This window comes from Pseudaquabacterium inlustre, from assembly GCF_038066595.1.
Classification (GTDB): Bacteria; Pseudomonadota; Gammaproteobacteria; order Burkholderiales; family Burkholderiaceae_C; genus Pseudaquabacterium; species Pseudaquabacterium inlustre.
The window spans coordinates 628,203-650,012 of sequence record NZ_JBBUTH010000003.1 but is presented as its reverse complement, the minus strand read 5'-3'; the positions used below and the strand labels follow the sequence as shown (position 1 = coordinate 650,012).

Genomic DNA, 21,810 nt, shown 5'->3' with positions numbered 1-21,810 from the left:
CCTCGCGCAGGGACACGGTATTTCTCTCCGTCCAGACCATGGGCTCTTCCGTTGGCTTCAGCCTCGAAAGCGTTACCCATGTCCTGGCACAGGTGTTACCTATGTCATCGGTCTGAACATTCGCGAAAAGAAAGTAGGTCGCCCGCCGGGGCGAAATCCCGGCGCGCTGCAAAGAACAATGCGAAGAACCAGCCGTCAGGGAAAGACCAACACGCCAGACGCGCCAAAAGTCAAAGGATCACCGGCTCCGGCTCCAGCCGAATCCCGAACCGCCCGTAGACGCTTTCCTGGATCGCACGCGCCAGCGTCACCACCTCGGCCCCGGTGGCGCCACCGCGGTTGACCAGCACCAGCGCCTGCTTTTCGTAGACGCCGGCATGGCCGATGGTCTTACCCTTCCAGCCGCAGGCGTCGATCAGCCAGCCCGCGGCCAGCTTGAAGCGGCCGTCGGGCAGCACGTAATGCACCACGTGCGGGTCGCGCGCGATGATGTCGTGGCACTGCTCGGCGCTGACCACCGGGTTCTTGAAGAAGCTGCCGGCGTTGCCGATGACGGCCGGGTCGGGCAGCTTGGCGCGGCGGATCGCGCACACCCAGTCGAACACGGTGCGCGCATCGGGCTGGTGGTTGCCGGTCTCGGCCATGCGCCGTTCCAGGTCCAGGTAGCCCAGCACCGGCTGCCAGGGCTTGGGCAGGCGCAGGCGCACGCGGGTGATCACGCTCTTGCCGGCCAGGCCGCCTTCGGCCGCATCGCGCTTGAACACGCTGTCACGGTAGCCGAAGCGGCAGGCCGCGTGGTCCAGCGTCACGGTGCGGCCGGTGATCAGGTCCACCGCGTCCAGGCTGTGGAAGCGGTCGGCCAGTTCCAGCCCGTAGGCGCCGATGTTCTGCACCGGTGCGGCACCCACGGTGCCGGGGATCAGTGCCATGTTCTCCAGGCCCGGCCAGCCGTTGTCCAGCGTCCAGGCCACGGCGTCGTGCCAGCGCTCGCCGGCGCCGAATTCGACGATCCAGGCGTCGTCGGTCTCGGCCACCAGGCGCCGGCCGGCCACCGCCACGTGCAGCACCACGGCCTGCGGATCGCGCGTCAGCACGATGTTGCTGCCGCCGCCCAGCACCAGCTTGGGCGCCATGCCCCATTCGGGGTGTTCGAGCAGGCGGCGCACATCGGCATCGCCGCGGATGTGCACCAGCGTGCGGGCCACGGCCGGCAGGCCGAAGGTGTTGTAGTCGCGCAGGCTGGCGGCCTGCTCGATCGCCAGCGCGGACGGGGCAAGAGACATGCCGCCATTTTCGCCCAGCCCCGCCGCCTGCCCGCCGGACACGGTAGCGCCGGCAAATTGACAGAATTCATACCTGCGGAACCGGGGAAATCGGCAAAATCAGTGACAGTCAGGCATTTCCCTCGCCCACTGTCGAGGTGTCGGTCTTGCCCGATGGCACACTGTGGCCGCTATGCGCAGTCCTGCGCGGGCGGTCTGCCTCGTGTTTCCGGTACCCATCGGCGGCCTGTGTCGTCGGCTCGGGCCACCTCCCATCGACCGATCCGACCGCTGCCCCACCATGAGCCGCCAGCCCGCCCACCCCGATCAAGCCCGTGCCCACGCAGCCCGCCTGCCTGGCCGCCGCGAGGCGCTGCTGGCGCTGGCCGGCCTGCTGGGCGGCTTGCCCGCGCTGGCGCTGGATGCGCCGGCCGGCAAGGTGCTGCTGACCGTCAGCGGTGCGGTCACGGTCACCAACGGACCGGCCGGAGCCGATTTCGACCTGGCCATGCTGGACGCGCTGCCGCAGCATGCCTTCACCACGGCCACGCCCTGGTTCAAGACACCGCGGCGCTTTTCGGGCCCGCTGCTGCGCGACGTGCTGGCCGCCGCGGGTGCCCAGGGCGCCAAGACGCTGAAGGCCGTGGCGCTGAACAACTACAAGGCCGAGATCCCGGCCGAGGATGCGCGCACCTTCAAGATGATCCTGGCCACGCGGCTGGACGACAAGCCGATGTCGCTGCGTGAGAAGGGCCCGCTGTTCATCATCTACAACTTCGACGAAAGCGCCGAGCTGCGCCAGGAGCGCTACTACAGCCGCTCGGCCTGGCAGCTCCGCGCCCTCGAGGTGAAGTGAACACCACCACCGGCGCCGGGCGCCGATCGCCCTGGCTGCTGGTGATCGGCATGGGCCTGGTGCTGGCCTTTGCCGCCATCGCCTTCATCCAGTACCGCCAGGTGGCGCTGCTGTCGAGCTCGGTGCGCTACGACGGTGACAACCTGGTCTGGAGCTTCTTCCAGCTGGAGAGCGAATACCTGCTGCTGCGCGACAAGCTGCGCGACGCCGAGCGCCACCCCGAGCGCGACGACAGCGACACGCTGCGTTTCCGCTACGAGCTGTTCGCCAGCCGCCTGCCGCTGGTGGACCCGGCGCGCACCCGCACCATCGTCGAGATCGGTGCCGACCATGAGCGCACCATCGCCGCGCTGCAGGCCTTCGTGGCCCACCACGACGCGGTGCTGGCCGAGGGCGCCCGGGGCCCGCTGAAGCCCGCCCAGCTGCGCGCCGTCCTCGACGAGCTGGAACCGCTGTACGACCCGATCCACGACCTGTCGCTGCTGTCCAACCAGATCGTGGCGGCGCAGATCGCGCGCCGCAACGAGGCCGTGCGCGACCAGAGCCAGGTGGCCATCGGCCTCACCGCCTTCCAGAGCGTGCTGACGCTGGCCTTCGCGATGCTCACCGCCCGCCAGGCGGCCGCGCTGCGCCGCCGCCGCGGCGAGCTGGAGCAGCTGGCCGACCACCTGCAGCAGGCCCGGCTGGAGGCCGAGAGCGCCAGCCAGGCCAAGAGCGCCTTCCTGGCCAACATGAGCCACGAGTTGCGCACGCCCTTCAACGGCATGCTGGGCATGCTGGCGGTGCTGGAGCGCAGCCCGCTGAGCCCCGAGCAGGCCGACCAGCTGCGCACCGCACGCGAGTCGGCCACGCACCTGCTGGAGCTGCTCAACGACATCCTCGACATCTCCAAGCTCGAGTCGGGCCGGCTCGACATGCACCCCGAGCCGCTGGCGTTGTCGCGCCTGCTCGAGGAGGTGCGCGTGCCGATGGCCGCCGCGGCCGGTGCCAAGGGCCTGGCGATGCAGGTCGAGCGCGGCGCCGACGTGCCGGCCGGCGTGGTGGCCGATGCCAAGCGGCTTAAGCAGATCCTGTTCAACCTGGTGGCCAATGCGGTGAAGTTCACCGAGCGCGGCCAGGTGGCCTTGCGCGTCACGCGCGGCCCGGCCCCCGTGGGCGCCGACGGCCTGGTGACGCTGGACTTCGAGGTCAGCGACACCGGCATCGGCATGGACGACGCGATGCAGGCGCGGCTGTTCCAGCGCTTCGCCCAGGGCGACACCGGCACCGCGCGGCGCTACGGCGGCACGGGCCTGGGGCTGGAGATCTCGCGCAACCTGGCGCGCCGCATGGGCGGCGACATCACCGTGCGCAGCAGTCCGGGCGAGGGATCGCGCTTCACGCTGAGCCTGACGCTGCGCGAATGCCCGCCACCCACCGACGCCGCGCCGCCCGCCCCGGCCGCAGCCGACGATGGTGGCGAGCCGCCCGCGGGCACCCGCTTGCGCCTGCTGGTGGCCGACGACCACCCGGTCAACCGCCGCGTGATGGCGCTGCTGCTGGAGCGCATGGGCCACGAGGTGCTGCTGGCCGCCGACGGCGTGGAGGCGCTGGCCACCGTGCAGCTGGAGCACCCCGACCTGGTGTTCATGGACCTGCACATGCCGGTGCGCGACGGCCTGGAGACCACCCGGGCGCTGCGCGCGCTGCCGCCGCCGGCCGGCCAGGTGCCGGTGGTGGCGCTGACCGCCGACGCCTTCCCCGAGACGCGGGAGCGGGCCCTGGCCGCCGGCATGGACCATTTCCTGTCCAAGCCGGTGCGGCCCGAAGACATCGAGCGACTGCTGGTGCGCCAGTTCGGCGCCCGCTGGCGGGCCGCTGCCCCCCTGCTCAGGTCGGTGGACGCCGCGCCGCCGGCACCGCAACAGGCGGATACTGCGGTGCAGGCGCCGCCATCCGCGGCGCCCAGCCAGCCAGCCATCGCCGTGTCGAAAGCCAGCACCCTGCCCGCCCCCCGCCCCCTGCAGCCCGCACCGCCTGCGGCCGATGCACCAACAGCCACGTCGGCGGCCACGTCGGCGGCCGCGCCGCGCCGACGCTACCGCGCGGCCGATGTGGTGGCGCAGCTGGACATGGCCATCATCGGCGAGGTCTGCGTCGGCGTGTCGCTGAACGGCTACCGCACGGTGCTGGAGGGCTTTTTTGCCGACGAGTCGGGCAGCCAGGCCGCCCTGCTGGCCGCGCTGGACGCCGGGCAGGCCGAGCGCCTGCGCCCGCTGGCCCATGCCATCAAGGGCAGCGCGGCCAGCCTGGGCCTGCGCGCGGTGAACGAGACCGTGCGCGAGACCGAACTGCACGGTGCCAGCTGGTCGGCCGAGCAGTGCGCCGCCACCGCCCAGCTGCTGCGCGACCGGCTGCAGACCGCGCGCGGCCTGCTGCAACGCATGGGCTTCCTCTGATCGCGCGGCCGGCCCCACCAGCGGCCCCATCGGCGGTCCCCGCACCGGCACCACCCCCAGCCCGGTCGTCGCGCCACGGTGCGGCAGCGCCGCATGGCAAAATTTTCACGCTCTGACACCGACCGGACTCCGCCCGCACCATGCCCAGCTTCGACACCGTTCTCGAACCCAACCTCGTGGAGCTGCGCAACGCGGTCGACCAGAGCAACAAGGAAATCGGCACGCGCTTCGATTTCAAGGGCTCGTCGGCCCGCATCGAAAGCACCGAGCAGGGCAAGGACCGCTCGCTCGAGCTGCATGCCGACAGCGATTTCCAGATCGGCCAGGTGCGCGACGTGCTGCTGGCCAAGCTGACCAAGCGCGGCGTCGACGTGCGCTTCCTCGACCTGACCGCCAAGATCGAGAAGATGGGCGGCGACAAGGTGCGCCAGGTGCTCAAGGTGCGCCAGGGCATCGACAGCGACACCGCCAAGAAGATCCAGGGCATCGTCAAGCAGAGCAAGCTCAAGGTGCAGGCCGCGATCCAGGGTGACACGGTGCGCGTCACCGGCGCCAAGCGCGACGACCTGCAGGCCACGATGGCGCTGCTGAAGAAGGACGTCACCGACTTCCCGCTGGCCTTCAACAACTTCAGGGATTGAGCGCACGCATGGCGCCATCCTGGCCGCGATCCTGGCTGGCGATGGGCGCCCTGGTCCTGGCACCCGTGCTGGCCGGGGCGCAGAGCGTGTCGCTGGCCGGCAGCATGGGCAACGGCCGCGCGCTGCTGCTGATCGACGGCCAGCCGCAGACCCTGGCGGTCGGCGCGTCGGCACGCGGCGTCACGCTGCGGCGCCTGGGCGATGGCGAGGCCGAGGTCGAGGTCGGCGGCCAGCGCCAGCTGCTGCGGCTGGGCGCCTCGCCGGCCCAGGTGGGCATCGGCGCCAGCACACCGTCCGTCGGCAACGTGATCGTGCTGCCGGCCAGCGAGGGCGGGCACTTCGTCGCCACCGGCACGATCAACGGCCGCACGGTGCAGTTCACCGTCGACACCGGCGCCACCACCGTGGCGCTGAGCCAGTCCGAGGCCAACCGCATCGGGCTGGACTGGAAGAGCGGCCAGCGCGGCCAGAGCATGACCGCCAACGGCCTGGTGCCCGTGCACAGCCTGACCCTCAGTTCGGTGAAGATCGCCGGCGTGGAGGTGATGAACGTGCGCGCCACCGTGCTGCCGGCCGAGATGCCGGTGATCCTGCTGGGCAACAGCTTCCTCGACCGCTTCACGATGCGCCGCGACGGTGACACGATGCGGCTGGAGAAGAAGCCCTGAGTGGCGGGCAGCCCGCCGCGCCACCCCCCCCCACCATGAGCGCCCGGCCCGCCCGCCCTGCCGACGCCCCCCTGTTCCCCGAGTCGCTGGCGGCGACCGGTGACGCCCGCCTGCCGCTGTGGCTGCACAGCCGCGCCGCGCTGGCCGGCACGCTGCTGCTGGCCTTGCTGGCGCTGGCCGTGGCCGGCGGCTACCTGACCGTGCAGCGCCGCGCGCTGGACGAGGCCGCGTCCGACCAGAGCGAGCTGTTCGCCCGCCTGATCGAGGACCAGGCCAACCGCACCTTCACCACCATCGACCTGGCGCTGGCCGGCATCGCCGACGGCTTGGCCAACCACCCCGAGGCGCTGGACACCGCCGCACTCAACACCACGCTGCAGCGCACGCTGCAGGGCCAGCCCTACCTGCGCAGCGTCAGCCTGGTGGCCGGCGATGGCCGGGTGCTGGCCAGCTCGAGTGCCGAGAACCTGGAGCGGCGCATCCCGCGCCAGAAGCTGCTGCCGGGCAGCGCCCGCGGCGGGCTCGGCGGCCTGCTCACCGTGCGCGATCTGGCCGAACTGGCCGCCCCCGGCGAGACGCTGCCCGCCGGCACCGCCTCGCCGCCGGGGCTGACCCGTCCGGCGGTACTGCCGCTGGTGCGCCCGCTGGCCAGCGCCGGCACGCCCCCGATGGCCCCGACGCTGGCCGATGCCTGGCTGGTGGCCGCGGTGAGCGCCGACTACTTCGCCAACCAGTACCAGCTGATGGTGGGCGACCTGCCGCTGCGCGCGGCCATGCTCAGCTACGACCGCCGGCTGATCGCCGCCAGCGACGAGGTGCACCTGGCGCCCGGCGAGCCGGCGCGTGCACAGGCCATCTTCGAGCGCTTCCTGCCCGCGCGCGAGCAGGGCCGCTTCGAGGGCGCCGGCGTGGACGGTGCGCCGGTGCTGGCCACCTTCCGCTCGGCGCGCCGGCATCCGCTGGTGCTGGTGGCCGAGGTGCCGCAGGCCGCCGTGCAGGCGCAGATGGTCCGCGTGACCCGGGCCACCGCGCTGGCCACCGGCGGCGTGCTGCTGCTGATCCTGGCGCTGGGCACGCTGGCCTGGCGCAGCCTGCACGGCCACGAGCGCGTGCGGGCCCGCCTGGCCCAGGCACAGGGCCGCATGGCCGCGCAGCATGCCTTCACCGAGCGCCTGTTCGAGCTGTGCCCGGTGCCCATGGTGGTGAAGGACGTCGAGGGCCGCTTCACCCGCGTCAACAAGGCGTTCACCGACCTCACCGGGCTGCCGGCCGAGCGCGTGATCGGCCGCAGCATGCGCCGCCTGTACCCGGCCCACCTGGCCGCGCCGGTGGACGCCCAGGAACGCCTGGCCATCGCCCAGCGCCGGCCGGCCGCCTTCGAGCAGCCGCTGCTGGACGCCGACGGCCTGCCGCGCGACGTGCTGATCCGCGTGACCCCGTTCACCGGCGAGGACGGCCGCGTGGCCGGCCTGATCGGCTGCCTGACCGACGTCAGCGAGTTCCGCGAGGCCGAGGTGCGCACCCAGCAGGCGCGGCTGGCGGCCGAGCGCGCCAACACGGCCAAGAGCGAGTTCCTGGCCAACATCAGCCACGAGCTGCGCACGCCGCTGCAAAGCATCCTGGGCTACTCCGAACTGGGTCTGACCCGCACCACCGGCGACCGCCGGCTGCAGACCATGTTCAGCGACATCCACGCCGCCGGCAACCGCATGCTGGCGCTGGTGAACAACCTGCTGGACCTGTCGCGGCTGGAGTCCACCGTGGGCCACATCCGCCTGCAGCCGGTGGACCTGGCCGGGCCGCTGCTGGAGGTGCGCGAGGAACTGCAGCCCCTGGCCGGGCGCCGCGGCATCCACCTGGTGCCGCCGCCCGACCCGCAGCCGCTGTGGGCGCTGGCCGACCCGGTGCGGCTGCAGCAGGTGATGCGCAACCTGCTGGCCAACGCCATCCGCTTCGCGCCCGAGGCCAGCGACGTGCACATCGACTGGCACACCAGCGCCGAGGGGCGGCACATCATCCGCGTGCGCGACTGTGGCCCCGGCATCCCCGACGACGAACTGGACTCGATCTTCGGCGCCTTCGTGCAGTCCAGCCGCACCAAGAGCGGCGCCGGCGGCACCGGCCTGGGCCTGGCCATCTGCCGCAAGATCGTGCAGGCCCACCGCGGCAAGATCCGCGCGGGCAATGCGCCCGATGGCGGCGCGGTGTTCGAGATCCGCCTGCCCGCCATCGACGCCCCCACCGAGGGTGCCGGCGCACCGGACGCGCCGGAGCTGCCGGGCCCGGGCGCTCAGCCGGCGTCGGGCGGGCCGCCGGCGGCCGTCCAGGCGGCCAGCGGCGCCGCCTCGGGGCCCAGGCCGCCCAGCCCCGACACCACGCCCTGACGCTCGGCCTCGCTGCGGTTCTGGCTGAGCTTGAACTTGCCCGTCAGCGCGCTGAGCGGGATCTCGATGGCGACGATGGCGCGCAGCATCGCGGCCAGGTAGTCGGCCGGCGCATCGGCCACCGCCCAGGGCGCCGGCATCGGGGCCTCGTGGCGGGCCGTCAGGCGCTCGACCACGTCGCGCGCCGCCGCGGCGTCATCGATCGCGCGCAGTGTGCCGCGGGCCTGCACCATGGCGTAGTTCCAGGTCGGCACCACCTTGCCGTGCTCGGCCTTGCTGGGATACCAGCCCGGCGAGACATAGCCCTGCGGCCCCTGGAACACCACCAGCACCTCGCGCCCCTGCGCCGCCTGCCACAGCGGATTGGCGCGCGCCACATGGGCCAGCAGCCGGCCCTGCGGCGCATCGGCGGACGGCGGCTCGTACAGGAAGGGCAGCGCATCGGCCACCGGCGCGCCCTGCGCGCCGGCCGTGACCAGCAGGCCCATCGGATGGGCCTGCATCAGCGCCTGCAGCGCCTCGGGCCGGACTTCCTCGAAATGGCGGGGCAGGTACATCAGCGGGTCTCCGGCGACAAGGGGTGGGCTGCGGGGTGGGCTACGGGCTGCGCCGCAGTGTGGGTCTCAGCGATCGGCCCGTCGAACTGCGGCTCGCAGCGCACCTCGCTGCGCACCGAGTTCGCGATGAAGCAGGCCTCGTGCGCCGCATGGTGCAGGCGCAGCACCTCGGCAGCATCGGGCTGGCGGTCGCCGGCCCAGCGCACACGCGGGCGCAGCGTCACCTCGGTCATGGCCAGGCGGCCCTGGGCATCGCGCGCCAGCGTGCCGCTGGCCTCGTCGCGGTAGTCGTCCACCACCCAGCCGGCACGGCAGGCCAGGTCCAGGAACCACAGCAGGTGGCAGCTCGACAGCGCGGCGACGAAGGCCTCCTCGGGATCGACCGCCGAGGCGTCGGACATCGGCAGCGGCACCACCTGCGGCGACGACGAGGCCGGCAGGTCGATGCCACCGTCGAAGTGCCAGCGGTGGGCGCGGCTGTAGCGCCGGTCGGTGAAGGGCTGCGCATCGCGCTGCCAGGCGATGGTGGCGGTGTAGTGGGACATCGGAAGACGGCGCTCGGAGGCGCAGGCGGCGGCTGCAATGGCTTGCCAGCGTAGCGAATAATCCGGCAATGCAAGGAGCCAATTGATGCGTGCGCAGGGAACCAAAGCCGCCGTGCCCAAGCGGCTGCAGGTGTACCGCCAACTGCGCGCGGCCATCGAGCAGGGCAGCTTCGCGCCCGGCACGCGGCTGCCGCCCACGCGCGAGCAGGCGCAGGCCCTGGGCGTGGGCCGCAACACCGTGCTGTGGGCCATGGCGCGGCTGCAGGCCGAGGGCTATGTGCGCGGCCGTGTCGGCGACGGCAGCTATGTGGCCGAGGACCTCGCGGCGCTGCGGCCGGGCCTCGCGGCATTGCCGGCCGGGCCCGCGCCGACCGCGCCAGGGCTTGCGGCCCGGCCCGGCGCCGGCATCGCGGCGCCGATGCTGGCCTTGTCTGAGCGCGGCCGGCTGATCGCCGACACGGCGCTGCGCTGGCAGCCGCCGCTGACCGCGGCCCTGCCCTTTCGCATCGGTGCGCCCGAGGTGGCGCGCTTTCCGTTCGCGCTGTGGGACCGGCTGGCGCGCGGCCATGGCCCGGCGCAGCGCCAGGCCCAGGCGCAGTACCTCGATCCGGCCGGCACGCCGGCGTTGCGCGAAGCCATCGCGCAATGGCTGTGGGCCTCGCGCGGCGTGCGCTGCGAGCCGGGCCAGGTGCTGGTGACCGCCGGCTCGCAGCAGGCCATCGACCTGGTGGCGCGGCTGCTGCTGGATGCCGGCGACCCGGTGTGGGTGGAGGACCCCGGCTATCCCGGCATCCGCGCCAGCCTGGTGGGCCACGGCGCCCGCGTGTGCCCGGTGCCGGTGGATGCCGAAGGCCTGGCGCTGGATGTGGCGCGCGAGCGCTGGCCCGCCGCGCGCCTGGCGGTGGTGACGCCCACGCACCAGTTCCCGTTGGGCCTGCGCATGAGCCTGGCACGCCGGCTGGCGCTGATCGACTGGGCGCGCGAGGCCGGGGCCTGGATCGTCGAGGACGACTACGACGGTGAGTTCCAGTACGGCGCGCACCGCATGCCGGCGCTGACCAGCCTGCCGCACGACGGCCGCGTGATCTACGTGGGCACCTTCTCGAAGACGCTGCACCCGGGCCTGCGCCTGGGCTTTCTGGTGCTGCCGGCGACGCTGATGCCGGCCTTTGCCGCGGCCAAGGCGCTGAGCGACCGGCACAGCCCCGGCGAGGCCCAGGCGGTGCTGGCGCGCTTCATCGCCGAGGGCCATCTGCTGCGCCACCTGCGGCGCATGCGCGAGCTGTATGCGCAGCGCCAGGCGGTGATGGTGCAGGCCCTGGCCGAGGCCACGCACGGCGCGCTGCAACTGACGGCCGCCGAACACGGCATGCACCTGTGCGCCGAGGTGGCGTCTGCGGTGGACGACGCGACCGTGAGCGCGGCCGCCGCCCGGCGCGGCGTGCTGCTGGCGCCGCTGTCGCGCTACACCGTGGCTGCGCCGCGGCGCGGCTGGCTGTTCGGGCATGCCGCCTACGAAGCGGCGGCGCTGCAGGCGGCGGCGCGGGCCGTGGGCCCGCTGCTGCGCCGCGCGGTCGTCAGTACAGCGTGAAGCTGGCCCAGTAGGCCACCGCGGCGACGAAGGCCGAGGCGGGAATCGTCAGCACCCAGGCCCAGACGATGTTGCCGGCGATGCCCCAGCGCACGGCCGAGGCATTGCGCACCGAGCCCACGCCGACGATGGCGCCTGTGATGGTGTGCGTGGTGCTCACCGGCACGCCGATGGCAGTGGCGATGAACAGCGTCATCGCCCCACCGGTCTCGGCGCAGAAGCCGCCCACCGGCTTGAGCTTGGTGATCTTCTGACCCATGGTCTTGACGATGCGCCAGCCGCCGAACATGGTGCCGAAGCCGATCGCCAGGTAGCACGACCAGATCACCCAGCTGGGCGGCATCTTGTCGCTGGCGGCGGCATAGCCCGACGAGATCAGCAGCATCCAGATGATGCCGATGGTCTTCTGCGCGTCATTGCCGCCATGGCCCAGCGAGTACAGGCCGGCCGACACCAGCTGCAGGCGGCGGAACCAGCGGTCGACCTTGAGCGGTGGCGTTCGCCGGCAGATCCAGGCCACCAGCACCATCATCAGCGAGCCGAGGGTGAAGCCCAGCAGCGGCGAGACGAAGATGAACAGCACCGTCTTGCCCACGCCCGCACCGATCAGCTTGCCGGCGCCGGCCTTGGCGATGACCGCACCGACGATGCCGCCGATCAGCGCATGCGAGCTCGACGACGGGATGCCGTAGTACCAGGTGATGACGTTCCAGGTGATCGCACCGACCAGGGCACCGAACACCACATGGTGGTCGATGATGCCGGGCTCGGCAATGCCCTTGCCCACCGTGGCCGCCACCTTGAGCTGGAACACCCCGATCGCCACCACGTTGAAGAAGGCGGCGAACAGCACCGCGTGCTGCGGCTTGAGCACGCCGGTGGACACGACGGTGGCGATCGAGTTCGCCGCGTCGTGGAAGCCGTTCATGAAGTCGAACACCAGGGCCAGGACGACGAGCATCGCCACGGCCCAGAAGCCGATCTGCATCGCGTCCATGTCAGGAATTCTCCAGGACGATGCCCTCGATCATGTTGGCCACGTCCTCGCAGCGGTCGGAGATCGACTCCAGGTGCTCGTACACGGCCTTCAGCTTGATCAGCTCGCGCACGTCGATGTTGTCGCGGAACAGCTTGCTCATCGCCGAGCGCATCACGCGGTCGGCATCGCTCTCGAGGCGGTCGATCTCCTCGCAGGTCTTCAGCGCGGCCTCGGCCACGGCGGGCTGGCTCAGCTTGGGCAGCAGACTCACGGCATGCTGCACGCGCTCGCAGCACTTGGCGCTGATCTCGGCCAGGCGCAGCACGTCCTCGTTCATCTTCTGCAGGTCGTACAGGGCCATCACCTCGGCCGAGTCCTGCAGCAGGTCGAGGATGTCGTCCATGGCATTGATCAGGCCGTGGATCTGCTCGCGGTCCAGCGGCGTGATGAAGGTCTTGTGCAGCAGGCGGTTGACCTCGGCGGTCACGCGGTCGGCCTGCTTCTCGAAGTGATCGACCTCGTTGGCGTACTTCTCGCGCAGCACCGGGTCGGCATACGACTGCACCAGGTTCTGGAAGGCGCGCGCACCCTCGGCGATGTGCTTGCCATGCTCATCGAACATGGCGAAAAAATTGCCTTCGCGCGGCAGCAGCTTGCCGAACAACATGGGGGGAGTCTCCAGGGGGAATTACAGCGGGGCCGGGCGAACGCCGCCCGCTCGGTCACCGATTCGTCATCGGTTTGTCGCGGCGCGATTGTATGCAGGCCGCCGCAAGCGCCCGATGCGGGAACTGAGGAAAACCCTCAAACCCGCAATCAGGTGGTGGCAGACGGCGGCAGGCGCTCGATGCGCTGGCCGGCCACGCCGTCCAGCCAGGCCGCCAGCGGACCCAGGCCCGGCACCTGCAACTGCGGGCGCAGTTCCAGCAGCGGCAGCAGCACGAAGGCGCGCTGGTGCAGACGCGGATGGGGCAGCGTCAGCGCCGCCGTCTGGCTGCGGTGGTCGCCATGCAGCAGCAGGTCCAGATCCAGCGTGCGAGGCGCGTTGCGGTAAGGGCGTGCCCGGCCCTGGGCCTGCTCGATGCCATGCAGCGCGGCCAGCAGCGCGGCGGGTGCCAGCGGCGTGTGCAGCAGGGCCACGGCATTGAGGAAATCGGGGCCGTCGGCGTCCACCGGCGCGCTGCGGTACAGCGACGAGCAGGCCAGCACGCGGCAACCGGGCAGCGCGGCCAGTGCGTCCAGCGCGGCCCGCAGCGCCGCGCGCGCATCGCCGAGGTTGGCCCCCAGGCCCACCAGGGCCTCGTGCGGCGCCAGCGCGTCGGCGCCCGGCCCGTCGGATGACGGCCCGGGCCACACGCCGTCAGCGGCGGTCAATCGGGTTCAGTCGCCAGCCGGTGCCGGGCTGCCGCCCTGGCCACCGGCACCACCGGCCCCACCGGTTCCACCCGCCGGCTTGCGGCGGCGGCGGCGGCGCTTGCGCGCCGGCGCAGCGCCGGTCTCGGCGCCCTCGCCGGCCAGCGCGTCGCCATCGGCCTCGGCGCCATCATCGGCCGCGTCGTCGCCGTCGTGCGCGGATGACGCATCCCCCGCCCCGTCACCCGGGTCGGCCACCGGCGCCGGACGTGCCGGCTTGGCCGCCTTGGGCACGCGCTTGGGCGGCTGGCGCTGGGCTTCGCGCACCGCGGCCAGCAAGGCCTCGCGGTCCTCGTCGCTGCCCAGCGAGAAGTCTTCCCACCAGTCGGCCAGCTCGGCCGGCGCCTCGCCCACATCGGCGCGCAGGCGCAGGAAGTCGAAGCCGGCGCGAAAGCGCGGCTGCTCGATCAGCGAGTACGCGGTGTTGGGCTGACGGCGCTCGAAGCGCGGCTGCATCATCCAGATCTCGCGCATGTCGGCACCCAGCTTGCCGCGGCCCGAGACATCGCCGATGCGCGCGTCGAACACCGCGTCGATGGCCGCCTGCAACGCCGGCACCAGGTGCTCGCCCGCGGCGCGGCGCTCGTTCCAGCCGTCCAGCACGTCGTGCCACAGCAGGCTGGCCAGCAGGAAGCTGGGCGCCACCGGCTTGCCTTCGCCGACGCGGCGGTCGGTGTCGGACAGCGCCATGCGCACGAAGGCCATGCGCTGCTCGGAACTGCGGCGCTCGTCGAACACGGCCTCCAGCACCGGGAACACGCCGCGGTGCAGGCCGTGCTTCTGCAGCACCTCCAGGCTGGCCAGCGCGTGGCCGGTCTGCAGCAGCTTGATCATCTCGTCGAACATGCGCGAGATCGGCACGTCGGCCAGCTGCGGCACGATGGCCGGGATCGGCGCGGCCGTCGCGGCCTCGAGCTCGAAGCCCAGCTTGGCCTCGAAGCGGATGGCGCGCAGGATGCGCACCGGGTCTTCGCGGTAGCGCGTGGCCGCATCGCCGATCAGGCGCAGACGCTTGGCCTTCACGTCGGCCAGGCCGCCGTGGTAATCGACCACGATCTGCGTCTCGGGGTCGTAGTACATCGCGTTGACCGTGAAGTCGCGGCGCGCGGCGTCCTCGATCTGCGGGCCCCAGACGTTGTCGCGCAGCACGCGGCCGCTGGCGTCCACCGCATGGGCCTGACCTGCCAGCTCGGCCTTGGCGGTCTTCTCGTTGCCGCCCACCTGGGTGGCGTCGGCCGAGTCGAGGTAGGCGCGGAAGGTCGAGACCTCGATCACCTCGTGGTCGCGGCCGCGGCCATGCACCACGTGCACGATGCGAAAGCGCCGGCCGATGATGAAGGCGCGGCGGAACAGGCCCTTGACCTGCTCGGGCGTGGCGTTGGTGGCCACGTCGAAGTCCTTGGGCGCGCGGCCCACCAGCAGGTCGCGCACCGCGCCACCCACGATGTAGGCCTCATAGCCGGCCTGCTGCAGCGTGCGCACCACCTTGATGGCGCGGTCGTCCACCAGATGGCGGTCGATGCCGTGCTCGGTGACCGGCACCTCCACGCGCTTGCCCAGCGGGATCTTGGGGCGCGCCGGAACGGCCTGCGTGGCCGCAGCGGCGGCCGCGGCTTGGACCGCTGCGTCGCCCTGGCCGAGCAGGCGCTGGATCAGCTTCTTGATCATTGGTCGAACAACCTCAGGATGCGCCAGCCACGTTCACGCGCGAGGGTCTCGAGCGCCGGGCCGGGATTGGTGGCCACCGGCTCGCTCACCCGTTCGAGCAGCGGCAGGTCGTTGGTGGAGTCACTGTAGAACACGGTGCGATCGAAATCGCCGAAGGCCTGACCGCGCGCGGCCAGCCACTGGTTCACGCGGTCGATCTTGCCTTCGCGAAACGAGGGCACGCCGGCGATGCGGCCGGTGGCGCGGCCCTCGGCGTCGCGCTGCAGCTCGACGGCGATCAGCTCGGGCACGCCGAAGGCCGTGGCCACCGGGCGCGTGACGAACTCGTTGGTGGCGGTGACGATGGCCACCAGGTCGCCGGCCTGCTGGTGCGCACGCACCAGGTCCAGCGCCTGCGGCTGGATCATCGGCGCCATCACCTCGGCCATGAAGCGCTGGCGCGCCGCCTCCTGCTCGGCCAGCGGGCGCACGCGCCAGGCATGGGTGGCGAACTCGACGTACTCGTCGATGTCCAGCGTGCCGGCCAGGTACTGCAGGTAGAAGCCGTCGTTGCGGCGGGCGTGCTCGGCGGCATCCACCCAGCCCATGGCGATCATGAAGGCGCCGAAGGCGTGGTCGGAGTCGCCGGGGATCAGCGTGCCGTCGAGGTCGAACAGCGCCAGGTTCATCGCGCGCCCTCGCCGCTGTCTTCGGCCAGCATCTTCTTCAGCAGCGGCACGGTGACGCTGCGGTGCTCGGACAGCGCGAACTCGTCCAGCCGGTCGAGCAGGTTCATCAGGTGGCCCAGGTTGCGGGTGAATCGGGTGAGCAGGTAGTCCATCACGTCGTCGGACAGGAAGATGCCGCGGCGGTCGGCCTCGCGGCGCAGCGCGCTGCGCGTCTCGGCCTCGCCCAGCGGCTGCAGCGCGAACACATGGCCCCAGCCCAGGCGGGTGCGCAGGTCGTCGCGCAGCGGCAGGTCCACCGGCGGCTGGCGGCCGGCGGCCAGCCATTGCACGCCATGCGTGCCGGCGTCGATGAACAGCGCGAAGGCCGCCTGCTGGCGCGCCGCGTCCAGCGCCTCGCAGCGATCGACCACCACCAGCGACCAGGCTTCGTCGAAGGTCCAGGGCAGCGGGTCGGCGGCATCGAACCAGCCCACGCGCTCGCCGTGGTCCTGACGCTCGGTGGCCATGGCGCGCAGCAGGCGGGTCTTGCCGCTGCCGGTGTCACCCCACAGGTACACCGGCGCGGCGGCCACGCCGTCCAGGCCCAAGCCGCGCAGGTGCTGCACGGCGGCGGCATTGGCGCCCACCTGCACGGTGTCGAAGCGGTCGGCCGGCGGCGGCGCAATCGGCAGCGGGATCTGCTTCATGGACGGCTCATCCGCGGTAGATCTCGCTGGCCAGGTAGGCCACGCGCAGCCGGCGCGCCGCCACCACGGCCACCGCGCTGGCGGGCAGCGCCACCAGCACGCCGACGAAGCCGAACAGCTGGCCGAAGGCCATCAACGCGAAGATCACCGCCAGCGGCGACAGGCCGATGCGCTCGCCCACCAGGCGCGGCGTGAGCACGAAGCTCTCCAGCACCTGGCCGGCGCCGTAGATCAGCGCCACCCAGCCCAGCGCCGCCAGCGTGCCGAACTGCAGCAGCCCGGCCAGCACCGCCAACGCCAGGCCGAGGCCGAAGCCCACATAGGGCACGAACACCGCCAGCCCGGTGAACACGCCCACCGGCAGCGCCAGGTCGAAGCGCGCCACGGCCAGCGCCACGGCGTAGTAGACGGCCAGCGCCACCATCACCAGCACCTGACCACGCAGGTACTGGCCCAGCACCGCGTCGCACTCGTCCATGAAGCCGGTGACCGGTGCGCGCATGCGCGGCGGGATCAGCGACTGCGCCCGCGCCACCAGGGCCGACCAGTCGGACAGCAGGTAGTACAGCACCACCGGCACCAGCACCGCATTGCCGATCAGCGACAGCATCACGCTGCCGCCCAGGCGGGCCGAATTGAGTGCGGCGGCCAGCCAGTCCTCGCCCTTGTCGTCCATCACCTGCACCACCCAGGCCTTCAGGCTGGCCAGGTCGAGGTTCACCTGGATGCCGAACTGCGCCAACCAGGGCGACAGCGTGGCGTCCAGGCGGTCGAGCAGCGGCGGGATCTGCGCCTTGAGCGCCGGAATCTCCTTGACCAGCACCGGCACCAGCAACAGCAGCAGCGACATCGCCGCCAGCAACGCCAGCACCTCGACGAACAGCACCGCCAGCACCCGCGGCAGGCCGCGCCGCGCCAGGCGCTCGACCATCGGATGCAGCATGTAGGCCAGCACCGCCGCCACCAGGAAGGGTGTCAACACCGGCGCCAGCAGCCACAGCAGCAGCGCCACCGCCAGCGCCAGGGCGGTCCAGGTGAGGGTTTGTCGTTGGGTGGAACTGAGGGTCATCGGCGGTGCGCGACGCACGCCGGACGGCCCGCGCGAAGCCCGCGATTGTAGGCGGAGCGTCCATGGGTCCCGCCGCGGCTCAGCGCAACGCCGGCCATCGCCGGGCGGCCGATCAATGCAGGCGCGGCGCGCCGTCGCGGCGCATCTCGGCCAGGCGCTGGCGCAGCGCACCGGCGTCGTCGGCCGCTGGTGCGACGGCCAGGTAGGCTTCCAGATCGGCCATGGCCTCGCCGTGGCGGCCCAGTTCGGCCCAGGCCAGACCGCGGTCGCGCCGCTCGTCCGCCGCATCGGGCAGCAGCAGCACCAGGCGCTGCTGCACCGCCAGCAGGCGCGGCCAGTCCTCGGCGGTGCGGTGGATTTCCTTCAGGTTGCGCAGCAGCCGCGCCAGCACGTCGCGCGCCGGCGCCGCCTGCAGGAACAGGCCCAGCGGCGTCTCGAAGTCGCCCTCCAGGCCGTGGCGGCGGCGGTAGGGCGCCAGGCGCTCATCCAACTCGTCGCGCGACAGCGAGCGGCCGTTGAACGGGTCGAGCAGCACCTCGCCCTGCGGCAGCCGCAGCTTGACCAGGAAGTGGCCGGGGAAGGACACGCCGCGCGCCCACAGTCCCAGCTGGCCGGCCAGCTCGATGTAGATCAGCGCCAGCGTGATCGGGATGCCGCGCCGGCTGGCCAGCACGGCGTGGATGTAGCTGTTGTCGCGGTCGTAGTAGTCGTTGACGTTGCCGGCGAAGCCCAGCTCGTCGAAGAAGTAGCGGTTGAGCGCCCGCACGCGGCTGAGCGGCGAGGCGTCGGCCGGCAGCCGCGCCTTCAGCCGGCCGCCCAGGCGGTCGATCTCGCCGACCACGGCCTGCACGTCGAGCGCCGGTTCTTCGTCCTGCGCCACGCAGATGGCGGCTTCGAGCAGCGCGAAGCCCTCGTCCTCGGCCACCAGGTTGGCGAAGTACTCGAGGGCGCCGGGCGGGTGCAGCGGCAGGAATGGCATGCAGCGAAGTGTAGGTGCCGCGCCGACCGAGCGCCGGGCCGACCCAAGCCAGTCGGCGCACCCGCCCGGCGGGTGGCCTGGCGTACCCGCCGGGCCGGGTGCCCCAGTTTCAGGACTTGCGCATGAAGTTGCGCAGGTTCACGCCGGCCAAACGCAGCACGCCGAAGTAGATCAGCGCCGACGAGCCCAGCGCCGCGGCCATCGCACCGGCGCGCAGCGCCTCGTGGCGGCCCAGTGCCAGCCAGTCGATGCGCTGCGCCAGCAGCCACATCCAGCCGCCCATCACCGCGCAGCCCAGCAGCACGCGCAGCGCGAAGCCCGCCCAGCCGGCGCCCGGCGTGTAGCTGCCGCGCCGCTTCAGGCCGGCGATCAGCAGCACAGCGTTGGCGTTGGCCGCCAGGCCGATCGACAGCGCCAGCGCCGCCACGCCCATGCCGGCGCCCAGGATGAAGGCCGCGTTCATCAGCTGCGTGAGCACCAGGGCCACGATGGCCACGCGCATCGGCGTGGCCATGTCCTGCTGCGCGAAATAGGCCGGCGCCGCCACCTTCACGCCCACCAGGCCGATGACGCCGGCGCCATAGCCCATCACCGCCAGCGTGGTGGTGTGCACGGCCCGCGCGTCGAAGGCGCCGCGGTGGAACAGCACGGCCACCATCGGCTCGGCGAACAGCAGCAGCGCCACCGCGCAGGGCAGCGCCAGCAGCAGCACCAGGCGCAGGCCCCAGTCGAGCAGGCCCGAATAGGCCGCCTGGTCGCCCTGGGCCTTGGCCGCCGACAGCTGCGGCGTCAGCACCACGCCCAGCGCCACGCCCAGCAGCGCGGTGGGCAGTTCCATCAGCCGGTCGGCATAGACCAGCGACGAGACCGCGCCCACGCCCAGGTACGAGGCGATCTGCGAGTTGATCATCAGGCTCAGCTGCGCCACCGACACGCCCACCAGGGCCGGCGCCATCTTGGCCAGGATGCGGCGCACGCCGGGGTGATGCCAGGCCGCGCGCAGGCGGCCCACGGTGACGCCCAGGCGCGGCAGCATGCCGATGCGCGCCAGCGCCGGCACCTGCAGCGCCAGCTGCAGCACGCCGCCCACCATCACGCCCAGCGTCAGCGCGAACACCGGCTCGATGCCGTGGCGGCGCAGCACGGGCACGCCCAGCAACGCCGCGGCGATCACCGACAGGTTCAGCAGCACCGGCGTGAACGCCGGGATGGCGAAGCGCTTCCAGGTGTTCAGCACGCCCGAGGCCAGCGCCACCAGCGACATGCAGCCGATGTACGGGAACATCCAGCGCGTCATCGCGGTGGCGGCCGCCTCGGTCTCGGGCGTGAAGCCCGAGGCCAGCAGCCACACCAGGCCCGGCGCGGCCAGGATGCCCAGCGCGCAGGTGACCACCAGCGCCCAGGCCAGCACGGTGGCCACGGCGTCGACCAGGTCGCGCGTGGCGGCGTCGCCCTCGGTGGCGCGGGTGGCCGCCAGCAGCGGCACGAAGGCCTGCGAGAACGCGCCCTCGGCGAACAGCCGGCGCAACAGGTTGGGAATGCGGAAGGCGATCTGGAACGCGTCCATCATCGCCGAGGTGCCGAACAGCGCGGCCCCGATCTGCTCGCGCACCAGCCCGGTGATGCGCGACAGCAGCGTGAGCGCCGAAACGGAGAAGACGGCCTTGAAGAGATTCATGCGGCTGCGCCGCACGGCGGACAAGGCGCGTGGTGGGCGACGAAAGCGCCCGCTGGCAGGGGCGAAGGGCGCGAATTATAGGAAGCCGCGCCCCGCGACTTCAGCTGCACTGGAAAGCCTTGACGCGACATGCTATAGTCATAGTCTTTGCCCCATCCGGAGCCAGCACCACAATGGCCACCTCCTCCAAAGCCAAGAAGAAAACCGTCCGTCTGGCGTCGGGCCGCAAGCGCGCTCGCCAGGACGTGAAGCTGAACGCCGCCAACACCGCGCTGCGTTCGCATTTCCGCACCGTCATCAAGAACGTGCAGAAGGCCCTCGACAAGGCCGCTGCCGGTGGTGACAAGGCCGCGCCGGCCGAACTGTTCAAGAAGGCCCAGCCCGTGATCGACTCGATCGCCGACAAGGGTCTCTTCCACAAGAACAAGGCCGCTCGCCACAAGAGCCGCCTGGCCGCCAAGATCAAGGCCCTGGCTGCCGCCGCCTGATCAAATTCCGGATGGTGCAAGCACGAAGGCCCGCGCAAGCGGGCCTTTGTCGTTTCCGGCCCCTGGCGCCGCGCTGCGGCGATGGCCAATCACCGGCACAGTCACCGGCACGATCCCGGCTCAGCCCTTGGCCAGCCCGGCCTTGACCAGCAGCGGCTTGACGCTGACGTAGTAGCTCTCGGCGAAGGCCCGGTACTCGGCCGGGTTCTTCTTCCAGGGCACCTGGATGTAGCGCGCCAGCAGTTCCAGCGTGTCGGGCGCGCTGTTGGCGGCGGTGAACGCCTCGTGCAGCGTCTGCACCACGGCCGGCGGCAGGCCCTTGGGGCCAACCAGGCCGTAGGGGCTCTGACCCACCGCGTCGATGCCACGCTCACGCAAGGTGGGCACGTTGGCGTACTTCGGCAGGCGCTGCTCCGTCACCATCGCCAGGATGCGTGCGCGTCCGTCGTCGACGAAAGGCCCCCACTGCGAGGCATCGGCCAGGAAGTCGATGTGACCAGCCATCAGGGCCTGCATCCATTCGGCGCCGCCCTTGTAGGGCACGTGCGTGAAGCGCGCCCCCGCCTTCTGCTCGATCTCGATCATCATCAGATGGCCCGAGCCCCCGATGCCGCTGGTGCCGTAGGTGTGCTTCTCGGGATTGGCCTTGCCGGCGGCGAACAGGTCCTCCACCGTCTTCCACGGCGAATCGGCCCGCACCACCAGCGCGAAGGTGTACGACGACAGCCCGGTGATGAAGGTGAAGTCGTTCAGCGCATGCCAGCTGCTGGGCTGGTAGTGCGGATAGCGCAGGCTGTTGATGGTGTAGACGGCCAGCTGGTGGCCATCGGGCTTGGCCGACATCAGCGCGGCCGGGGCCAGCGTGCCGGCCGCGCCGGGCTTGGCGTCCACCAGCACCAGCTGGCCCAGCGCCTTGCCCACCTTCTCGCCCAGCAGGCGCATGTGCAGGTCGGTGATGCCGCCGACCGCGAACGGGTTGTAGATCGTGATCGGCCGCTCGGGCTTCCAGGCCGGCGCCGGCTGGGCCTGGCTGCGGGTCGGCGTGCCGATCAGCGCCGGTGCGGCGATCAGGCTGCCCAGGCCGGCGCTGAGCATGCGGCGGCGGGCGTCGAAGGGGGCATGTGTCAAGGCGGACTCTCCTGCGTCGGGCAGCCGGTGGCCGGCGGTGGGCCGCCCGCAGCGGGCAGCCACCGGATCACAGCACCAAGCGGCCGCCCATGGGGGTCACGCAGGCGGCAGC

At 71.9% G+C, this 21,810-nt stretch carries 20 protein-coding genes; 7 read left to right on the top strand and 13 right to left on the bottom strand.

Going from position 1 to position 21,810, the window contains the following annotated elements; translation table 11 throughout:
* Positions 1–230: 230 nt before the first annotated feature.
* Positions 231–1,283, bottom strand: a complete 1,053-nt coding sequence (gene murB / locus AACH10_RS08155) for a UDP-N-acetylmuramate dehydrogenase (protein WP_341409875.1) — start codon at positions 1,281–1,283, stop codon at positions 231–233.
* 280 nt (positions 1,284–1,563) lie between these two features.
* Here murB and AACH10_RS08150 point away from each other — a divergent pair, with 280 nt between their 5' ends.
* The 5 genes from AACH10_RS08150 (at position 1,564) to AACH10_RS08130 (ending at position 8,249) form a co-directional block, all read left to right on the top strand.
* Positions 1,564–2,118 (top strand): putative pterin-binding protein, encoded by a 555-nt coding sequence (locus AACH10_RS08150; RefSeq protein ID WP_341409874.1) that lies wholly within the window; start codon positions 1,564–1,566, stop codon positions 2,116–2,118.
* Complete coding sequence (locus tag AACH10_RS08145) at positions 2,115–4,556, top strand: ATP-binding protein (RefSeq protein ID WP_341409873.1); 2,442 nt, start codon at positions 2,115–2,117, stop codon at positions 4,554–4,556. The genes AACH10_RS08150 and AACH10_RS08145 overlap by 4 nt, the downstream gene beginning before the upstream one ends.
* A gap of 140 nt (positions 4,557–4,696) precedes the next feature.
* Entirely contained in the window at positions 4,697–5,197 is a 501-nt protein-coding gene (locus AACH10_RS08140; RefSeq protein WP_341409872.1) for a YajQ family cyclic di-GMP-binding protein, read from the top strand.
* Positions 5,198–5,238: 41 nt separating this feature from the next.
* Complete coding sequence (locus AACH10_RS08135) at positions 5,239–5,865, top strand: retropepsin-like aspartic protease family protein (RefSeq protein ID WP_341409871.1); 627 nt, start codon at positions 5,239–5,241, stop codon at positions 5,863–5,865.
* A 35-nt stretch (positions 5,866–5,900) separates the two neighbouring features.
* Positions 5,901–8,249: a cache domain-containing sensor histidine kinase gene (locus AACH10_RS08130; protein WP_341409870.1), complete on the top strand. Its 2,349-nt coding sequence runs from the start codon at positions 5,901–5,903 to the stop codon at positions 8,247–8,249.
* Here the strand turns inward: AACH10_RS08130 and AACH10_RS08125 are convergent.
* Together AACH10_RS08125 and AACH10_RS08120 are read right to left on the bottom strand one after the other, a co-directional pair.
* Positions 8,156–8,806 (bottom strand): FMN-binding negative transcriptional regulator, encoded by a 651-nt coding sequence (locus AACH10_RS08125; protein WP_341409869.1) that lies wholly within the window; start codon positions 8,804–8,806, stop codon positions 8,156–8,158. The two genes, AACH10_RS08130 and AACH10_RS08125, sit on opposite strands and share 94 nt — an antisense overlap.
* Positions 8,806–9,351, bottom strand: coding sequence for an OsmC family protein (locus AACH10_RS08120; RefSeq protein ID WP_341409868.1), 546 nt, complete (start codon positions 9,349–9,351; stop codon positions 8,806–8,808). Before AACH10_RS08120 ends, AACH10_RS08125 begins: the two co-directional genes overlap by 1 nt.
* 85 nt (positions 9,352–9,436) lie before the next feature.
* Between AACH10_RS08120 and pdxR the strand changes: the two genes are divergently transcribed.
* The gene (pdxR, locus tag AACH10_RS08115) at positions 9,437–10,942 is read left to right on the top strand and encodes a MocR-like pyridoxine biosynthesis transcription factor PdxR (RefSeq protein WP_341409867.1); all 1,506 of its coding nucleotides are present in this window, start codon (positions 9,437–9,439) and stop codon (positions 10,940–10,942) included.
* On the opposite strand, the gene AACH10_RS08110 is transcribed toward pdxR, so the two are convergent.
* The 9 genes from AACH10_RS08110 to murJ form a co-directional block, all read right to left on the bottom strand.
* Positions 10,929–11,939, bottom strand: a complete 1,011-nt coding sequence (locus AACH10_RS08110) for an inorganic phosphate transporter (RefSeq protein WP_341409866.1) — start codon at positions 11,937–11,939, stop codon at positions 10,929–10,931. The two genes, pdxR and AACH10_RS08110, sit on opposite strands and share 14 nt — an antisense overlap.
* A gap of 1 nt (position 11,940) precedes the next feature.
* Entirely contained in the window at positions 11,941–12,588 is a 648-nt protein-coding gene (locus AACH10_RS08105) for a DUF47 domain-containing protein (protein WP_341409865.1), read from the bottom strand.
* A 149-nt stretch (positions 12,589–12,737) separates the two neighbouring features.
* On the bottom strand, positions 12,738–13,235 hold the full coding sequence (gene folK, locus AACH10_RS08100; protein ID WP_341409893.1) for a 2-amino-4-hydroxy-6-hydroxymethyldihydropteridine diphosphokinase: 498 nt from the start codon (positions 13,233–13,235) through the stop codon (positions 12,738–12,740).
* 66 nt (positions 13,236–13,301) lie between these two features.
* Positions 13,302–15,002, bottom strand: a complete 1,701-nt coding sequence (pcnB, locus tag AACH10_RS08095) for a polynucleotide adenylyltransferase PcnB (protein WP_341409864.1) — start codon at positions 15,000–15,002, stop codon at positions 13,302–13,304.
* The gene (locus tag AACH10_RS08090) at positions 14,999–15,670 is read right to left on the bottom strand and encodes a histidinol-phosphatase (RefSeq protein WP_341409863.1); all 672 of its coding nucleotides are present in this window, start codon (positions 15,668–15,670) and stop codon (positions 14,999–15,001) included. The genes pcnB and AACH10_RS08090 overlap by 4 nt, the downstream gene beginning before the upstream one ends.
* Positions 15,667–16,356 (bottom strand): DnaA regulatory inactivator Hda, encoded by a 690-nt coding sequence (gene hda / locus AACH10_RS08085; protein WP_341409862.1) that lies wholly within the window; start codon positions 16,354–16,356, stop codon positions 15,667–15,669. The genes AACH10_RS08090 and hda overlap by 4 nt, the downstream gene beginning before the upstream one ends.
* A gap of 7 nt (positions 16,357–16,363) precedes the next feature.
* Complete coding sequence (locus AACH10_RS08080; RefSeq protein WP_341409861.1) at positions 16,364–17,425, bottom strand: AI-2E family transporter; 1,062 nt, start codon at positions 17,423–17,425, stop codon at positions 16,364–16,366.
* 112 nt (positions 17,426–17,537) lie between these two features.
* Positions 17,538–18,404 (bottom strand): SirB1 family protein, encoded by an 867-nt coding sequence (locus tag AACH10_RS08075; RefSeq protein ID WP_341409860.1) that lies wholly within the window; start codon positions 18,402–18,404, stop codon positions 17,538–17,540.
* 109 nt (positions 18,405–18,513) lie between these two features.
* A complete protein-coding gene (murJ, locus tag AACH10_RS08070) occupies positions 18,514–20,082 on the bottom strand; it encodes a murein biosynthesis integral membrane protein MurJ (protein WP_341409859.1) in 1,569 nt (522 codons plus the stop codon).
* Positions 20,083–20,255: 173 nt separating this feature from the next.
* On the opposite strand from murJ, the gene rpsT reads away from it, so the two are divergent.
* Complete coding sequence (rpsT, locus tag AACH10_RS08065) at positions 20,256–20,570, top strand: 30S ribosomal protein S20 (RefSeq protein WP_341409858.1); 315 nt, start codon at positions 20,256–20,258, stop codon at positions 20,568–20,570.
* 120 nt (positions 20,571–20,690) lie between these two features.
* Here the strand turns inward: rpsT and AACH10_RS08060 are convergent, their stop codons facing one another.
* On the bottom strand, positions 20,691–21,698 hold the full coding sequence (locus AACH10_RS08060) for a tripartite tricarboxylate transporter substrate binding protein (RefSeq protein WP_341409857.1): 1,008 nt from the start codon (positions 21,696–21,698) through the stop codon (positions 20,691–20,693).
* Positions 21,699–21,810: the final 112 nt, after the last annotated feature.

What these genes read in the sequence shown, in the direction of transcription:
- murB (WP_341409875.1), bottom strand. Translation starts at nt 1,283, where the DNA reads ATGTCTCTTGCCCCGTCCGCGCTGGCGATCGAGCAGGCCGCCAGCCTG.
- AACH10_RS08150 (WP_341409874.1), top strand. Translation starts at nt 1,564, where the DNA reads ATGAGCCGCCAGCCCGCCCACCCCGATCAAGCCCGTGCCCACGCAGCC.
- AACH10_RS08140 (WP_341409872.1), top strand. Translation starts at nt 4,697, where the DNA reads ATGCCCAGCTTCGACACCGTTCTCGAACCCAACCTCGTGGAGCTGCGC.
- AACH10_RS08135 (WP_341409871.1), top strand. Translation starts at nt 5,239, where the DNA reads ATGGGCGCCCTGGTCCTGGCACCCGTGCTGGCCGGGGCGCAGAGCGTG.
- AACH10_RS08130 (WP_341409870.1), top strand. Translation starts at nt 5,901, where the DNA reads ATGAGCGCCCGGCCCGCCCGCCCTGCCGACGCCCCCCTGTTCCCCGAG.
- AACH10_RS08125 (WP_341409869.1), bottom strand. Translation starts at nt 8,806, where the DNA reads ATGTACCTGCCCCGCCATTTCGAGGAAGTCCGGCCCGAGGCGCTGCAG.
- AACH10_RS08120 (WP_341409868.1), bottom strand. Translation starts at nt 9,351, where the DNA reads ATGTCCCACTACACCGCCACCATCGCCTGGCAGCGCGATGCGCAGCCC.
- pdxR (WP_341409867.1), top strand. Translation starts at nt 9,437, where the DNA reads ATGCGTGCGCAGGGAACCAAAGCCGCCGTGCCCAAGCGGCTGCAGGTG.
- AACH10_RS08110 (WP_341409866.1), bottom strand. Translation starts at nt 11,939, where the DNA reads ATGGACGCGATGCAGATCGGCTTCTGGGCCGTGGCGATGCTCGTCGTC.
- AACH10_RS08105 (WP_341409865.1), bottom strand. Translation starts at nt 12,588, where the DNA reads ATGTTGTTCGGCAAGCTGCTGCCGCGCGAAGGCAATTTTTTCGCCATG.
- pcnB (WP_341409864.1), bottom strand. Translation starts at nt 15,002, where the DNA reads ATGATCAAGAAGCTGATCCAGCGCCTGCTCGGCCAGGGCGACGCAGCG.
- AACH10_RS08090 (WP_341409863.1), bottom strand. Translation starts at nt 15,670, where the DNA reads ATGAACCTGGCGCTGTTCGACCTCGACGGCACGCTGATCCCCGGCGAC.
- hda (WP_341409862.1), bottom strand. Translation starts at nt 16,356, where the DNA reads ATGAAGCAGATCCCGCTGCCGATTGCGCCGCCGCCGGCCGACCGCTTC.
- AACH10_RS08080 (WP_341409861.1), bottom strand. Translation starts at nt 17,425, where the DNA reads ATGACCCTCAGTTCCACCCAACGACAAACCCTCACCTGGACCGCCCTG.
- AACH10_RS08075 (WP_341409860.1), bottom strand. Translation starts at nt 18,404, where the DNA reads ATGCCATTCCTGCCGCTGCACCCGCCCGGCGCCCTCGAGTACTTCGCC.
- murJ (WP_341409859.1), bottom strand. Translation starts at nt 20,082, where the DNA reads ATGAATCTCTTCAAGGCCGTCTTCTCCGTTTCGGCGCTCACGCTGCTG.
- rpsT (WP_341409858.1), top strand. Translation starts at nt 20,256, where the DNA reads ATGGCCACCTCCTCCAAAGCCAAGAAGAAAACCGTCCGTCTGGCGTCG.